17 protein-coding genes are annotated in these 15,896 nt (G+C 40.3%); 3 read left to right on the forward strand and 14 right to left on the reverse strand.

Annotated features, from left to right (window positions below; translation table 11 throughout):
* Nucleotides 1-72: 72 nt before the first annotated feature.
* The 5 genes from Q0R88_RS05700 to Q0R88_RS05720 form a co-directional block, all read right to left on the reverse strand.
* Nucleotides 73-1,005: a bifunctional riboflavin kinase/FAD synthetase gene (locus Q0R88_RS05700; RefSeq protein WP_295713492.1), complete on the reverse strand. Its 933-nt coding sequence runs from the start codon at nt 1,003-1,005 to the stop codon at nt 73-75.
* A gap of 84 nt (nt 1,006-1,089) precedes the next feature.
* The gene (gene truB, locus Q0R88_RS05705) at nt 1,090-1,818 is read right to left on the reverse strand and encodes a tRNA pseudouridine(55) synthase TruB (RefSeq protein ID WP_295713495.1); all 729 of its coding nucleotides are present in this window, start codon (nt 1,816-1,818) and stop codon (nt 1,090-1,092) included.
* 226 nt (nt 1,819-2,044) lie between these two features.
* Entirely contained in the window at nt 2,045-2,839 is a 795-nt protein-coding gene (locus Q0R88_RS05710; protein ID WP_295713538.1) for an undecaprenyl-diphosphate phosphatase, read from the reverse strand.
* Nucleotides 2,840-2,990: 151 nt separating this feature from the next.
* Complete coding sequence (locus Q0R88_RS05715; RefSeq protein ID WP_295713498.1) at nt 2,991-3,272, reverse strand: DUF3098 domain-containing protein; 282 nt, start codon at nt 3,270-3,272, stop codon at nt 2,991-2,993.
* A gap of 83 nt (nt 3,273-3,355) precedes the next feature.
* Entirely contained in the window at nt 3,356-4,234 is an 879-nt protein-coding gene (locus Q0R88_RS05720) for a permease-like cell division protein FtsX (RefSeq protein WP_295713501.1), read from the reverse strand.
* Nucleotides 4,235-4,604: 370 nt separating this feature from the next.
* Between Q0R88_RS05720 and Q0R88_RS05725 the strand changes: the two genes are divergently transcribed.
* On the forward strand, nt 4,605-4,808 hold the full coding sequence (locus Q0R88_RS05725) for a hypothetical protein (RefSeq protein ID WP_295713504.1): 204 nt from the start codon (nt 4,605-4,607) through the stop codon (nt 4,806-4,808).
* A gap of 207 nt (nt 4,809-5,015) precedes the next feature.
* Here the strand turns inward: Q0R88_RS05725 and Q0R88_RS05730 are convergent, their stop codons facing one another.
* The 3 genes from Q0R88_RS05730 to Q0R88_RS05740 form a co-directional block, all read right to left on the reverse strand.
* Entirely contained in the window at nt 5,016-6,815 is a 1,800-nt protein-coding gene (locus Q0R88_RS05730; protein WP_295713507.1) for an ABC transporter ATP-binding protein, read from the reverse strand.
* A 146-nt stretch (nt 6,816-6,961) separates the two neighbouring features.
* The gene (gene truA, locus Q0R88_RS05735; protein WP_295713510.1) at nt 6,962-7,834 is read right to left on the reverse strand and encodes a tRNA pseudouridine(38-40) synthase TruA; all 873 of its coding nucleotides are present in this window, start codon (nt 7,832-7,834) and stop codon (nt 6,962-6,964) included.
* A 93-nt stretch (nt 7,835-7,927) separates the two neighbouring features.
* The gene (locus tag Q0R88_RS05740) at nt 7,928-8,455 is read right to left on the reverse strand and encodes a DUF892 family protein (protein ID WP_295713513.1); all 528 of its coding nucleotides are present in this window, start codon (nt 8,453-8,455) and stop codon (nt 7,928-7,930) included.
* A 136-nt stretch (nt 8,456-8,591) separates the two neighbouring features.
* Here Q0R88_RS05740 and Q0R88_RS05745 point away from each other — a divergent pair, with 136 nt between their 5' ends.
* Nucleotides 8,592-9,062 carry a DUF4293 domain-containing protein gene (locus Q0R88_RS05745; protein WP_295713516.1) on the forward strand — a complete coding sequence of 157 codons (471 nt, stop codon included), beginning with the start codon at nt 8,592-8,594 and terminating at the stop codon, nt 9,060-9,062.
* 113 nt (nt 9,063-9,175) lie between these two features.
* Here the strand turns inward: Q0R88_RS05745 and Q0R88_RS05750 are convergent, their stop codons facing one another.
* The 3 genes from Q0R88_RS05750 to Q0R88_RS05760 form a co-directional block, all read right to left on the reverse strand.
* Entirely contained in the window at nt 9,176-10,012 is an 837-nt protein-coding gene (locus Q0R88_RS05750; RefSeq protein ID WP_295713519.1) for a class I SAM-dependent methyltransferase, read from the reverse strand.
* A gap of 255 nt (nt 10,013-10,267) precedes the next feature.
* Nucleotides 10,268-10,621, reverse strand: coding sequence for a hypothetical protein (locus tag Q0R88_RS05755; RefSeq protein WP_295713522.1), 354 nt, complete (start codon nt 10,619-10,621; stop codon nt 10,268-10,270).
* On the reverse strand, nt 10,618-11,382 hold the full coding sequence (locus Q0R88_RS05760) for a hypothetical protein (RefSeq protein ID WP_295713525.1): 765 nt from the start codon (nt 11,380-11,382) through the stop codon (nt 10,618-10,620). Before Q0R88_RS05760 ends, Q0R88_RS05755 begins: the two co-directional genes overlap by 4 nt.
* A 466-nt stretch (nt 11,383-11,848) precedes the next feature.
* Here Q0R88_RS05760 and Q0R88_RS05765 point away from each other — a divergent pair, with 466 nt between their 5' ends.
* Nucleotides 11,849-13,699 carry a DEAD/DEAH box helicase gene (locus Q0R88_RS05765; protein ID WP_295713528.1) on the forward strand — a complete coding sequence of 617 codons (1,851 nt, stop codon included), beginning with the start codon at nt 11,849-11,851 and terminating at the stop codon, nt 13,697-13,699.
* Between the two features lie 207 nt (nt 13,700-13,906).
* Here Q0R88_RS05765 and Q0R88_RS05770 read toward each other — a convergent pair whose 3' ends face one another.
* Genes Q0R88_RS05770 through Q0R88_RS05780 form a run of 3 tightly spaced genes read right to left on the reverse strand, consistent with a single transcriptional unit; the run spans nt 13,907 to nt 15,633 of the window.
* A complete protein-coding gene (locus Q0R88_RS05770; RefSeq protein WP_295713531.1) occupies nt 13,907-14,230 on the reverse strand; it encodes a hypothetical protein in 324 nt (107 codons plus the stop codon).
* Nucleotides 14,231-14,282: 52 nt separating this feature from the next.
* Nucleotides 14,283-14,594: a hypothetical protein gene (locus Q0R88_RS05775; RefSeq protein WP_295713533.1), complete on the reverse strand. Its 312-nt coding sequence runs from the start codon at nt 14,592-14,594 to the stop codon at nt 14,283-14,285.
* Between the two features lie 31 nt (nt 14,595-14,625).
* The gene (locus tag Q0R88_RS05780; protein ID WP_295713534.1) at nt 14,626-15,633 is read right to left on the reverse strand and encodes an NAD(P)H-dependent glycerol-3-phosphate dehydrogenase; all 1,008 of its coding nucleotides are present in this window, start codon (nt 15,631-15,633) and stop codon (nt 14,626-14,628) included.
* Nucleotides 15,634-15,896: the final 263 nt, after the last annotated feature.

Genomic DNA, 15,896 nt, shown 5'->3' on the forward strand with positions numbered 1-15,896 from the left:
AGTTTTCTTTCTGAAGCTGAATATTCAACGTTCAAATAATTCCGCAAATTTCTTAATTCGATAAATTCAGGTTCAGATACTATCTAATAATGCCGTTACATCTATCTTATCCTGAGCCAATTGCACTTTCAGTTCCTCCAGCGATGCAAATTTCACGTCGCCCCGCACATAATGATGAAACTCCATTTTTATAGGCTGATTGTAAATCTCTTTATCAAAATCAAAGATGTTTACCTCAATATTGTGGGTAAGGCCGTTTACGGTTGGGCGGCTACCTATATATGCCATGCCTTTATAGCGTTGGCCTGCAACAAGTACCGTTACTGCAAAGATGCCATCTGATGGGATGAGCTTATATTTCTCTTCTACTACGATATTGGCTGTTGGATAGCCTATTTGCCTGCCTAACTGGTCGCCACGGATAACGGTACCTGTTATAAAAAAGGGATAACCTAAAAAGGTATTGGCAAGATCAATCTGGCCCTTTAAAAGAGCAGTCCTGATACGTGTTGAGCTGATGGCAACTTCATCGATATCCTGCTCGGGGATCTCCTCTACGTCAAATCCGTAAACCGGACCAAGTTTAAGCAGATCTTCCAACCCGCCCTGCCTGTCTTTACCAAAACGGTGATCGTAACCTATTACTATCTTTTTTGTACCGATTTTGTTCACCAGTACATCACGAATATAACCTTCTGCGGTTTGATTGCTAAAATCCCTTGAAAATGGGGTGATGATTAAATGATCGACACCTAATTGCTCCATCAGCTGGGCCTTTTCGGTAATGGTGGTAATTAGCTTAATGCTTTCATCCTCGGGATGCAATATCATCCGCGGATGCGGAAAGAAGGTAAGAATAACGGTTTCGCCTTTGATCTCGTCGGCAAGTTCCTTTATACCTGCAATAATTTTACGGTGCCCAATATGTACCCCATCAAAGGTACCAATGGTAACAACCGCATTTTTTATAGCTGTAAATTCGTCAATATTGTTGTATATCCTCATTTTATGAGTAAAAACACAAATTTAGTTTTTTAGTTCACCTGGCTATGCCAGGCAGCATATTTTGACCCCGAAATGGTTTATTGATCAACCCTGATCTGCAACCGGCTCGGCAGGGGCTTTTAAAGTCCTAATCATATTCACCAGTTCCATCACTTCCCAGGCATCTTCTACCTTATAATTACCACTCCGTGTACGTCTTAATTTTGATAAATATGCCCCGTTATTTAAAGTCGCGCCAAAATCATTAACCAGCGACCGGATATAAGTGCCCTTACTACATACTACCCTAAAATCAATTTCGGGTAATTCAATGCGGGTTAGTTCAAATTCGCTAATGGTTACATTGCGCAGGCGCAGTTCAACTTCTTCGCCACGACGGGCCTTTTCATATAACCGCTCACCATCAATTTTTATAGCCGAATGCGCCGGCGGATATTGTTGAATATCACCTGTAAATTGTTCGCAGTTATTACGCAGCTGTTGTTCAGCAAGTTGGCTGATGTCGAATTTATTATCCGGCTCGGTTTCCATATCATATGATGGCGTGGTTGCACCAAGCACCATAGTTCCGGTGTACTCCTTTTCTTCAGCCTGGAAAGTATCAATCTGCTTGGTCATTTTACCGGTGCAAATGATAAGCAAACCGGTAGCCAGCGGATCAAGCGTGCCGGCATGGCCTACTTTTAATTTAAGCGGCTTAAACGAATTACGGATTTTGCCCACTACATCAAAGCTCGTCCAGCTATAAGGCTTATTAACCAGCAAAAGCTGACCTTCGGCAAATTCCTGTATATTATTGTAGGTGTTCTTCAATTATTGTTATTAAAGCTGCAAAGGTAGGGAAATTTTGAAAGGAAATATCCATGCCAACATTGCGAGGGATACGAAGCAATGACATCCATTGGTTAACCATACAGAAAATCGAAGTTTTTAAATCTTCGACCTGGGTTATAAAACTAACGCGTCATCACTGCTTTTCAAGGATTACCCTGTTGTATCAGTAATGACGCGTGTTTATTGAAGTTGAAAAATTTTGTGCCTATAATGTTTCCAGCTGGTGGCCGCTCACTATTAAACCGATGATCACGATGCCGATAACAATACGATACCAACCAAAGATAACAAAGCCCCTACGCTCCAAAAAAGTAATGAATGTTTTGATAGCCAGCATAGCTACCACAAAAGCAATAACATTACCTATAGCCAATAATTTAATTTCTTCGCCGGTAAAGTTGTGCCCTTCTTTGTAAAAATCATACAGCTTTTTACCTGTTGCTGCAAACATGGTGGGCACCGCCAAAAAGAATGAAAATTCAGCAGCAGCGGTGCGGGTAAGTTTTTGCGACATACCACCAACAATGGTTGCTGCCGAGCGGGAGGTACCGGGAATCATGGCCAGGCATTGGAAAAATCCAATTTTTAAAGCAGTTAAATAGCTGATGTCTTTCTCCTCTTTTACAGTCGGTTTATTAAACCATTTATCAACAAAAAGCAAAATTACACCACCAACCAATAAGGTAATACCTACAGTAAGGGCGCTCTCTAATAAAGCATCTATTTTTTTACTGAACAGCACGCCAAATACCGCTGCGGGTATAAATGCTACTAAAAGCTTGATGTAGAAATTAATAGTTTGAAAAAATCTTTTCCAGTACAATACTACCACCGATAATATGGCGCCTAACTGTACCGCGATAGTAAATAATTTAATAAAAGGATCTGTAGCTATGCCCATTATAGACGAAGCGATGATCATATGCCCGGTTGATGATACCGGTAAAAATTCGGTTATTCCTTCAATTATAGCAAGTACAATTACATGTATAAGTTTTATAGTATCCATTGTTTTGGGGGAGTGATTGGATTAGGTGGATGGATTAAGTTGGAATGGTTATATAAGTGTATGTAAATTGAGTTAACCAAGCCTGGCATTGAAGGATAATACCATCAATCGCGTTCTTAATTAACCCAATCAAAAAAAAGACTTACTTTACTTCTGGCTTTTTTAATATCGCGTAAAAGCCTAATCCAAAACCAGCCAATACTACTATTGGAGCAATAACAATTTTGGTGGTACTGTAAATATCTGTAGTGCCAGACATTAACACAAAGCCGAAGGCTACTACTAATACACTGATAATTAAAAACTTGTAATTTCCTTTATCAAATATAAATTCAACCGGTGTGGTACTGGTAGTTTTAAGTGCTGGTTTAGCTGCCTGTGCCGATGATTTTAAAGGCGTAGTGGGTTTAAATTGCTGTGCCATTTTTTTAATTAGTGATTTATTGAATTGGTGAATTAGTGATTAAAACCATCCACCTCACATTTTTTTTAATTTTTAATTTTGACTTACCTATACAGGTCGTATATTTTTAAACGTAAAAACTTGTTAACCGCCAGGAATGTACTAAACGCGGATATAAATACTCCTACTCCAATAACGCCTAAAAATACGATACCAAATTCTGTATAATCCTGCAGAATCACTAAATCCGGCACTTCTCTGTAGGCCAGGTAAAGGGATCCAATGAGTATAATAATTGCTATTAAACCGCCTAACAAACCATGCCAGATACCGTATAGTAAAAATGGCTTGCGGATAAATCCTTTTGTGGCGCCTACCAATTGCATCGATTTTATAAGGAACCTTTGCGAGTATATAGCCAACCTGATAGTATTATTAATAAGCGCTACCGAAAGCACCACGAAGATGCCTGCAAATACCAGGATGATCAAACTGATGGAAGTGAGGTTTTGATTCATCTGATCAACTAATGATTGCTGGTATTTTACCTCTTTAACCAAAGGGTTCTTTAACAGGTCGGCTTTAAATTTCTCGATGTCTTTGTTGTTAGCAAAATCAGCCTTCAGGTAAACATCCAGCGATTGTGAAAGTGGGTTATACCCTAAAAACTTCACAAAATCCTCGCCCAAGTCCTTTTGCAGGTTACGGGCAGCAAGTTCTTTACTTACGTATTGGGTTTGTTTAACAATAGGGTTACCATCCAATTGTTTCTGTAACTGCAGTACATCAGTTTCATGCGCTGCGTCATCAACAAAAATGTTCAGCACAATATTTTCCTTTACATAGCGCGAAAGATTTTTGGCATGTACCAAAAGCAGGCCCAGCAAACCTATCATCAATAATACCATCGCAATTCCAAATACCGTAGAAATGTATATGGTTTTGGTTTTTTTTGCCGATGCACTTGCTTCAAATTCTTCCATGTTGTTTAGATATGAGAAGTGAGATTTTAAGATTTGAGAACAAAAAAAACAGCCGCATTTTGAAGCTTGTCTTACATCTCACATCTAATATCTCACACCTGCTATTCGTGCGAAATTAAGAAACACGCCTTAAAGGTAAAAGTTTATTGCTTATAAATGTTGTTTAATGCGGTAATAGTATGCAGGTTTTAACATTTATTAACGTCTCGATCAGAATTTTTTGTCTGAATCAAGGTTAAGGAGATTCAGCTGATTCCCGTATTTGGTAGTTCAACGTCGCGTCTGATGAATCCATTAGCTGGCTAAATCCTGGTTCAGAAAATAAACAATTCCGCCCCTCCTCCTGTTATATCATCCTGAATATATCATCATGAAAAAGCCAGCAAACGATAAAAGCAAACCATCACCTTCTGATACTCCAACCCGGCGGCCAGATGACAGGGGCGGTAAAAGCAAACTAAGAGAAGAAGACTTGGAATACAATGCCGATGAACCTCACGGCAGCGACATTGCCAAAAAACACGAAAAAGAAGAGCAACCCGTTGAGTCGGTAACGGCTGTACCGAAGGGGTGAGGAGGATTATGGGGTTCGGGTTACGGGGTTCGAGGTTCGGGTAAAAGCAACAAGTGCCAATAAATTCTTTATCCGGGCAACTCGCAACACGCAACTGATCAATTCGGGTAAAAGTTACCAGTAGAAATAAAACTTTTAACCGGGCAACACGCATCACGCAACCCGCAACTCAAATCACGCAACTCGCAACACGAAACCCGCAACAGATCATCGTGCTATTCCTGCCGAGTTAAACTGCAGATCATAGAGCTTTCGGTAATGGCCATTCTCTATTTTAAGCAATTCCTGGTGGGTGCCTGTTTCCATAATCTCCCCATGATCAAGCACAATGATCCTATCGGCATTTTGAATTGTGGACAGGCGGTGCGCTATCACTATAGCTGTACGGCCCTGCATTAATTTATTAATGGCGTTTTGTATCAGGATCTCTGTTTCGGTATCTACTGAAGATGTTGCCTCATCCAAAACCAAAATCGCGGGGTTGTATACCAGTGCCCTGATGAAGGAAATTAATTGCGATTGCCCTGCCGACAGCGTTGCTCCGCGCTCCATTACATTATAATCATACCCGCCAGGCAAACGTTCAATAAACTCATGCGCGCCTACATCTTTTGCCGCTGCAATAATTTGCTCGCGGGTTATTGATGGATTATTGAGGCTGATGTTATTGGCAATAGTATCGGTAAACAAAAATACATCCTGGATCACGGTAGCAATTTGCGAGCGTAAAAACTCTACCTCGTATTCGCGAATGTCATGTCCATCTACCTTAACATTCCCCTGCCCTATCTCATAAAAGCGATTCAGAATATTTATGGTTGATGATTTACCGGCACCGGTAGCGCCGACCAGCGCCAAAGTTTCGCCGGGTTTTATGTGGAAGCTGATATTTTTCAGCACCCAGTTTTCATCGTTGTAAGCAAACCAAACTTTGTCAAAAACAATCTCGCCTTTTAACCTGCCGGTTTTAAGTGTTCCGTTATCTGTGGCTACCTCATCAGTATCCAACACCTTGAAAATCCTATCAGCCCCTACCATACCCATTTGCAGGGTATTGAATTTATCGGCCAGCTGCCGTATCGGGCGAAAAAGCATGTTCAGCAACACAATAAAGCCTGTAATTACACCGGGAGTAATACCTCTTTTTGACGCTGATAAAGCCGCCAGCTGATTATCAGACAGCATCCGTTTACATCCATACCATACCAGCAAACCGATACAAACGGCAAACAAGATTTCTACCACCGGGAAAAATATAGAGTAGTACCAGTTGGAACGAATGTTGGCATCCCGGTACTTAAGGTTTACAGATTTAAACTTGCGCATCTCCTGATCCTCACGGGCAAATAGCTGAATGATACTGATCCCTGAAATATGCTCTGCCAGGAAAGTATTGAGCTGCGCTACCTGTGTGCGCACCTCCTGGAAAGAAGATTTAATAGCTTCCTTAAATACATAAGTTGATGCAAAAAGAAAAGGCATCGGAATAAGGGTGATCAGGGCCAGTTTCCAGTCCTGGTATAGCATAAAACCGATAACGGCAAATACCAGCAGCATATCCCCCATAATAGAGATGAGGCCTTCAGAAAATATATCAGCAATGGTTTCCAGGTCAGATACTGTACGGGTGATGAGCATCCCGATAGGCGTCCTGTCAAAATATTTTAAGCGTAAACTGGTGATATGGTTAAAAATATCAATCCGCAGATCGCGAATAACCGACTGGCCCAGCGCGTTGGTTAAGTAGGTTTGATAATATTGCGCCACAGTTTGAATAAGCAGCTGTGCTATCATCAGGCCAACCATGAAAACCAACCCGTTGTAATCATCATTTAGTATATCAACATCCAGCGTGCGCTGAATCAGGATAGGTTGCAGCAAGGCGCTCACCGCCAAAAAAACGGTTAAAAATGCAGCCACCACAAACGTAGTGTTGTACGGCTTTACATAATGCATCACCCGTTTTAATAATTTCCAATCAAGCGCTTTACCGGTAACCTCGGACATATTATCAAATAGTTAGTATCAAGTAGTTAGTATCAAGTATCAAGACCTTAGCTTCGCAAATATCGAATAAAAAGTTTCAAGAGTATGTTAGCCAACTGTAATATCAAGCGCTCAAATATAATCGCAAGACATCTTGATACTTGATACTAACTACTTGCTACTAAATAAGGATACTTCACCTCTGTTAAATATAACCCGCAGGCCGGCACACTCATGCCGGCGTTTGAGCGGTTTTTACTTTCAATTATTCCCCTTACAGCTTCGGGACGTATTTCGCCTTTGCCTACCATCATCAGGGTGCCCACAATAGCCCTTACCATGTTGCGTAAAAATCTATCTGCAGAGATATGAAACACCATACCTTGTTCCGTTTTTACCCATTCGGCCCGGCTTATTTTACAGTTATTGGTTTTTACCTGGGTGTTTGATTTACTAAAGCAGCTAAAATCAATATAATCCATGATCATGGCAGCGGCCTGGTTCATCAATTCCATATCGGGCACATCACGTAACTGCCACGAATATCCCCTCAAAAAAGGATCCTTATTAAAATGGATATGATACTGGTATGATCTCAGTGTAGCATCAAACCGGGCATGAGCACCCTCATGAACCGGGATAATGTTTTTTATGCTGATATCTGCGGGTAAGATAGAATTAAGGCCCCGAACTTTTTGGCTCATGGCTGATAGTTCATTGTTCATGACTAAAACATCCTGAACTTCATCCTTCGCCTTGCCACCAACTATGATCGATGGGGCATTAGCTTCCTCTTTCCCACTACGGTCTATGACCGACGATTCATGAGCCGCTACATCAAAATGTGCAAAAAACTCCTTTGCATGTACACCTGTATCTGTGCGCCCGCACCCCGTTGTTTCCACAGGCTGGCGCAGAATGATGGCCAGGGCTTTGTTCAAAGCTTCCTGAACACTGTGCGCATTTTGCTGCACCTGCCAGCCATGATAGGCTGTGCCGTCATAAGCCAGTTCAATAAAATAGCGTTGTTTATCTGCCACGCGCCAAAGTTAATTATTATGCCGGGCTCGTGCGTTCATAATTTGGTCAAAGTAATTATCAACGTTCAATTGAGACGCTGGCTGGCAATATATTTACTCTGCCGATGGCTCGCTAATGTATTCCTTGTAAATGGTTTCAAACATCAGTTTATCTTCCATGGCCTGGTTAAATGGCTTATCTAAAAAAGTGTTGCTGTATCCAATAGCCTTGGCCAGGTTTTTTAAAACTTTAAAATAGGTTACCTCGATACCTTCAATTATTTGCAGGTAAAAAACAATAAAAACATCACGCTCCATTGGAGTTTTACCGGCTTTAATGGCCGATATGTAAGCCTCCAGGGTCATAGCTTTCATACCCAGCACACTTATTTTTGATTGATCTTCATTGATAGACTTAAATATGCCTTCTATATGCTGCAACTGAGCCAGGGCATCGTCACAGCAATCCTGTATGGCGTTTTTCAAATATTGTAAAGACGCAAGCGCTTTTATCTCCTCAAAAAAAACAACCAGGTGTTGTTTACCACAGTAAATACTGTTTAAATGTTCAAGAAATATTTTCTTAAGATGGGCATCTTCAAACTTTACCTCCTGTGGAGATAAATCGCTAATTGAGGTCATACGATAAAACGGTTAAATAGAAAATTAGTTTAAATATACTATAATAATTATCATTAAAAGCAAAATATTGCCACCAATAAAAATGACTTAAGGCAATAGCTAAAACAACTATATTTGCCATTATAATTTTAATATCATGCTACAACGAATACAAAGCATTTACCTCTTATTTGCCAGCCTGGTGCTGTTTTCTCTATACTTTTTCCCGCTGGCTCATAACGTTTATGTTAATGATGTACCCGTAACTATTATGGTTACCGGAATTTTCCAGGACTTAGGCGGAGTTCATAAAAACATCGAGACTTTTACCGCACTTACCGCTGTAACCGCTATTGTGGCGCTTATCCCCCTGGTTATCATTTTCCTATTTAAAAACCGCAAGCAACAAATAGCACTTTGCTATAGTGCCATGCTTGTATTATTTGGTTACAGTTTCTGGATGGCGCAAACCGTTAAGAATGCTGTGGGCGAAGGTGTTCAGCTTGGGACAAAAACAATGGGGATCGGGCTTTTTCTTACTTCTATAAGCATCGTGATGTTGCTATTAGCTATAAAAAGCATTAAAAGCGATGAGAAGCTGGTAAAATCGGCAGATAGATTAAGGTAGTTTCCTAACCTTTACTGTTATATGATGCTTGTATTGTATAATTATACAGTGCGCACCTATTAAATTAAAAAGGCATGCTATAATGGCATGCCTTTTTTAATTTTTCACTAAACTTATGAATAATCAAAGCTCCCCTTTTTAAAGGGTAATTTGAAAAACGCTGTAACAACGTTTAAAATATGCTTGATGCGGTATGTTGCGTTCTTTTTAACCAGGGCAACACCATGTGCTTCCAGGTTCATGAAAGGCGTGGTAATAGTGCCGGTTTTTGATGATGTTGGCTGCGGGGTTGGCCTTTTCTCTATCACCACTATAGAATCATAATAGTGGATAGAATTTACCGAGCGGGTAAAATCATCAACCTTTAATGATTTCTCTACAGAATGATAAGCGTTTAGTTTATCAATAAAGTTCTTGGAGTACTCAATAAAACTGCCCCTCCTTTTATGCCCACCTCCGTATTTTAACCAGTATGAGGTATGAATATCCTCGCAAAGATAAACACCATCTGGCTTAACATGATTGAACAGCTCCTCGTATGATACAATTTGCTGCAGCATGGTATGGCCTCCGTCATCAATTAAAATATCAATCGGGGGGATCTCTTCTTTAACCTGTTTCAAGAAATTGCGGTCGGTTTGTGAGCCTATCAGTATTTTAATATTCTCTTCTTCAACGGCTTTACAGTTAGGGTTGATATCGATACCGTAAATTTTCGCCTTATCGCCAAAATAGCTTTTCCACATTTGCAGACTACCACCATGCAGTGTGCCTATCTCCAGTATTACGATGTCTTTACCTCTGTATTTACTAAAATGACGCTCATAAACATCAAAGTAATGTGCCCATTTATATATTACGCGTTCGGTATTATTTTTAAAATATATTTCCAGATCATTCATTTCTGCTTCAATTATTGGGTTTAAACCTACATAAAAAAACCTGTTCACCAAAATCAGGTCAGATTATGAGTGTCTATAAACTTCAGCTATGGGACCACAATTATCCCTGAAATACACTAAGTAAGCACGTCTCTATTTCTAAAATCATCTATCACATATTATTCAAAATTGTTACCAATGTCCAATCTAACAGGTTTTATTCGGAGATAGATAGCGTACTTGTTAGCGTCAGATTAACGATAAATTTGGAAAACTATTACCTGGTTTATTCATTTGATAAAGTAAAGATTAGTGCGCATAAGCCTATTTTGAGCTGATCTTTCTGATTAGGTTACTATAGGTATCTGCAACAAAAATTTCCCCTTTAGCCGTTAAGACAATTCCGCCCGGGCTATTAAAACTTGCGGCAGCCGCTGGTCCATTATCAGCTCCACGCCATCCTGCAATACCTGCAACGGTAGTTACGTCACCCGAAGCAGATAGTTTTCTTATATCATTGTTACCAGTTTCAGCAAAATAAATATTCCCATCCGCATCAACTGCCAACCCACCTATGTTATTAAACTGGGCGTTTAATGCTTTTCCGTTAACAGCGCCTTTACTTCCGTTACCTGCAATAGTTGTTACATTACCGTCAATTGCAATCTTTCTGATCAAATCATTGCCTGTTTGCTCACATATAAACTACCTTTATTATCTATTGCAATATGGCGAGGTAATTTAAAACTCGCGGCCGTTCCAAGGCCGTCTGTTTTACCTTGTGTAGCATTTCCCGCCAATGTGGTAACTAATCCGGTGGGCGTTATTTTTCTGATCCTTGAATTATTTTCATCAGCAACATATATATTATCATTTGTATCTGCCGTTAATCCACTCGGAGTATTAAACCTGGCTAAAGCGCCCATGCCGTCAGTCGTTCCCACCCCATCACCACCTGCAAAAAAAGTAAGCTCGCCAGCCTTTGATATTTTTAAAATATGATTACCGATATCTGATACGTAAAGATTCTCCTTAGAGTCTATAGTAATAGCAATTGGGTGTGCAACCCCGGCAGCAGTGCCAATACCTGTAATAGTTTCTACTTTGCCGGTCCCTACAAATACACTCGAAACCCCTGCAGGAGTAATTTTCCGGATAAAATTGTTATTAAAATCTGTTACGTAAAAATTGCCCGACTTATCTGCTACAATATCCTGCGGGTAATAATAACTTGTGCTGGCGGCGTCGCCATTTGCTGATCCTTGAGCCCCGCTCCCGGAGAAGGTCGAAACAAATAAACCAGTTGGTACCGGATCAACCGGCTTTACAACTAATGGAGTTAATGATGGGTTACCTTTTTTACAACTTATAGCGTTTATTGCCAAAACTGTCAAAAATAAGTATGCTAAGGTGTAGGTTGATTTATAAGCAGTGCTCATATAGAATATTATTTTACGAATGTAAAATAAATAATCAATCCAGTAAACCCAGTCCTTCATCTTATTAAAATGCCGGCCTATTAAACGCCAAGCATTGACGTAACTACTAAAAAAGAGTTTATAATTTAAGAAACTGCGAACAAAATTATTCCTGAGTAACCGCTTGATTGAAGTTCGCCAAACCAACCTATTCAAGAAAACAAAATCTCGAGAACATTACAGAATTGATTTTTTTTGCATAGCTCAATCCTGTTGATGAGCAATAAAATAGCTTTCATGCACCAAAAACTGCTTAAAAAAATTACAAACTCCATAATTAAATAGCTACTTTAAAGGCAATTAACATCAATTTGAAAATATATTACCAAAAAGCAATTTTGATTGTATATACTCATTGCTATTGCCAAATATTAACGCTATCTTTGCGGCCGATTTGGCGATGTTGCCAAATTCGTTATTTTAATTCATGAACCCATTTATTCAACTGGGAATCCGTCATGATATTGTTAATGCCATCTCTGAGTTAGGGTTTGAAAACCCAACACCAATCCAGGAACAGTCAATTCCGGTATTGTTAACAGGCAGCAACGATTTTGTCGGATTAGCCCAAACCGGGACCGGTAAGACTGCTGCCTTTGGCCTACCATTATTAGAACTGTTGGATTTTGAAGAAAATCATCCACAGGCACTTGTTTTATGCCCAACACGTGAACTGTGTTTACAGATCACGAACGACATTAAAAATTACTCCAAAAAAATGGACAACGTTCACGTTGTAGCCGTTTATGGCGGAGCAAGCATTATGGATCAGTTACGCCAGATTAAACGTGGTGTACAGATCGTAGTGGCCACACCAGGCCGTATGCTTGATATCATTAACCGTAAGGCGATAGATTTTTCGAAGGTAAAATTCGTAGTATTGGATGAAGCTGATGAAATGCTCAACATGGGCTTTCAGGAAGACATTGATAATATCTTATCTACCACTCCGGACGAGAAAAAAACCTGGCTGTTTTCGGCCACCATGCCAACTGAAGTTCGCCGTATAGCGAAAAAGTACATGAATGAGCCATTTGAGCTTACCATGGGCACAAAAAACACCGGTAATGCCAACATTGAGCACGAGTATTATATAGTACGTGCCCGTGATAAGTATGCCGCTTTTAAACGTATTGTTGATTTTAACCCCGACATTTTTGGTATTGTATTTTGCCGTACCAAAATTGAAACACAGGATATTGCAGAAGCCCTGATCAAAGACGGTTACAATGCCGATTCTTTACACGGTGACCTGTCACAACAACAACGCGATAAGGTAATGAAACGTTACCGCGAGCGCAGCCTGCAATTGTTAATTGCTACTGACGTTGCCGCACGTGGTATTGATGTTAATGATGTAACACACGTTATTAACTACTCGTTACCAGATGAGGTTGAAAATTACACCCACCGTAGCGGCCGTACTGCCCGTGCAGGTAAAACAGGTGTATCTATCTCTATCATCAACGCTAAAGAATTAGGTAAAATACGCCAGATAGAACGCACCTTAGGTAAGCGTTTTGTTAAAGCCGAAATACCAACCGGGTTTGATGTTTGCGAAAAACAATTATTCTCAATTGTTCATAAAGTACATAACGTACAGGTTAATGAGCAGCAAATTGAGCAATACATCCCGCGTATAATGGATGAGTTTAAGGATATGAGCAAAGAAGAGTTTATTAAACGCTTTGCATCAATTGAATTTAACCGTTTCCTTGATTATTACAAAAACGCGCCAGATCTTAACGCAAGCGTTGAAGAAAGCGGCCGTCGCGATAGGGACGATCGTTCTGACCGTGGCGAACGTGGTGGTGCGCCAAGCGGCCCATCTGCTTACACCCGTTTATTTATTAACCTGGGTTCTGTTGATGAGTTTAACCGCGGCGATTTGTTAGGTTACATTTGCAACACATCAAAAATTAGCGGCCGTAGCGTTGGTAAAATAGATGTTAAGGGTGTTTATTCATTCTTTGAAGTACCTAACGAGGATGTTGAAAAAGTAACCATAGGCTTTAAAGATGCCGAATACAAAGGTCGCCCTGTAAGGATAGAAGTATCCGGCGAAGGCACCAGCGATCGTCGCGAAAGCAGCGGTGGCGGGTATCGTGGTGGCGAGCGTCGCGAAGGCGGTGTCGGTTACCGTGGTGGCGAACGTCGCGAAGGCGGTGGTTCACGTGGTGGCGATAGAAACAGGAATGCCAATAGTGGAGGCGGTGGTTTCCGTGACTTCTCTGGCAAACCCCGTGAAGATCGTCCTGAACGCAAAAGAAGATTCTAATTTAAAAGAGTCAAGAAATTAGAATCAAGAGTTAAGACTTTAGCAACACAAATGCAGCTGTCTTAATTCTTGACTCTTAATTCTTAACTCTTTATTCTGAAGAAAAAGATAGTTTTCATGAGCTTCCCTGGTAAGGAAGCATAGTTTAGTTTAGTTTTGTTAACAAAGCCTTCAACTGCCGCCAGCAGTTATGAAGGCTTTTGTTTTTTAACGGATAAATTCAACAATATCAGAGTCGGGATAAAAAAGCGTAAGCTTATGATCGTCCAGGTTTTTGATCAGGAATTTGGTATAGGGCCGGGTTCCCTCGTACGAAGTAAAAATAGTATCGTTTTTAACAAAATAATCCTCGGTAACCGGCTGCCCGTCATCGGTAGTAAAACCTTTTTCGGTTATTTCCAGCTTGGTTTCACCATCTTTTGATTTCCATTTGCCCAACAGTTTTTTATCAACCTGGTTGGTAGTACAAGCAAAGGAAAATAGTATCAGCGCGCAAAACGAGTACGCAAAAATCATTGAGTAATTTTTCATGATAAGTTTTTTAAACCAATTACTTTTGCAGATACTGTTAAATTACTAAATTTTATTGAGCAGGTTTATCAATAAGCGCAGATTTTTTTACAAATACCCTGTGGCCTTTTTTGTTAATGTAGTAATAATGTGAATTTTCGTCTATGTAAACTGTTTGCCCACCCGGTGCAACTTTGCCCTCATATTTTTTATCAACTACACCTGCGGCACCTTTAGCAGCAATCTCCGAAGTTTTATGACCAACCTTTTTAGCTGTCTTGCTTATTTTGTGGCCAAGCGTACTGTCCTTGTGGGTTTGTGCAAAAGCTGGTGATATCACAAATGATCCCGCCGCAAACAGTACAATTTTGAATAGATTTTTCATGGTAATTTAATTGAGTTAATATTATTTAATATCAGCTCAATTTTTCTGCCAAAATCTTCATTTCAAGTACCGGGGAGTGTTTCTGGTACAAAATAGCGTAAACAGCATCACATATGGGCATATTTACTTTGTACTGTTTGTTAACCTGCTGTAGGCAATTTACTGCATAATATCCCTCGGCTATCATATTCATTTCTAACTGGGCCGATGTTACTGTATAGCCCTTGCCTATCATATTACCAAAAGTACGGTTGCGGCTAAACTGCGAGTATGCGGTAACCAGCAAATCGCCCAGGTAGGCCGATTCTTTGATATCCCGGTTTATGGGGTGTACTTCGGCTACAAATCTTTCCAGCTCGCGTATGGCATTTGATATCAGCACAGCCTGAAAATTATCACCATAGCCCACACCGTGGCAAATACCACCTGCTATAGCGTATATATTTTTTAAAACAGCACCCCATTCGGTACCATAAATATCATCAGATACAATAGTTTTAATATAACGGGTATTGATCATGCCGGCAAACTCAGCGGCTAAAGCGGCATCGCGCGATGCAATGGTTAGGTATGATAGTTTTTCCAGCGCTACCTCTTCGGCATGGCAAGGCCCGCTGATCACCATAAAATCATCAAAAGAAACCCCCATCTTCTGATTTAAAAACTCGCCGATAATTAAGTTCTCATCGGGTACAATACCTTTTATTGCCGATACTACCTTTTTTCCGACAAGGTCTTCTGCGGTAATGCCGGTAAGCGCTGCTTTTAAAAAGGCGGCAGGTACGTTTAGTAAAATGATATCGGCAACAGCGATAAGCGCTTTCAGATCACCGGAGATATTTTCTTTAGGCAGTTTAATTTCAACCGAACTTAAATAATTGGGATTATGCCCAAATTTGTGCAGGTGCTCAACTGCCTGCGTATTGCGCATCCACCAAAAAATTTCTTTCTCGGTAGTATTATCAGCCAGCATTTTAACATTAGCCGTAGCCCAGCTACCGCCGCCAATAACGGCGATCTTTTTCTTTTCCTTTAACATTAAACAGCGTTGCCAGGTTTTAATTGACAAAGCAAATTAATGAAATATTATTTAGAATGGTGAAAGGATAAAGGTAAAAGGCCAATTGATGGATGGAACAAGGACGAAGGATTTTCGGACAAAGGACAAAAGATCAGAGACAAAGGTTAAACTAAATTAGTTAAGTTTGTTTATAACGTATTACATTTAATACCGTCATTGCGAGGCACGAAGCAATCCCTAACTTTACAGAGCGGCTCTGTAGGTCGGGGATTGCTTCGTGC

This window comes from Mucilaginibacter sp. (assembly GCF_025362475.1).
Taxonomy (GTDB): domain Bacteria; phylum Bacteroidota; class Bacteroidia; order Sphingobacteriales; family Sphingobacteriaceae; genus Mucilaginibacter.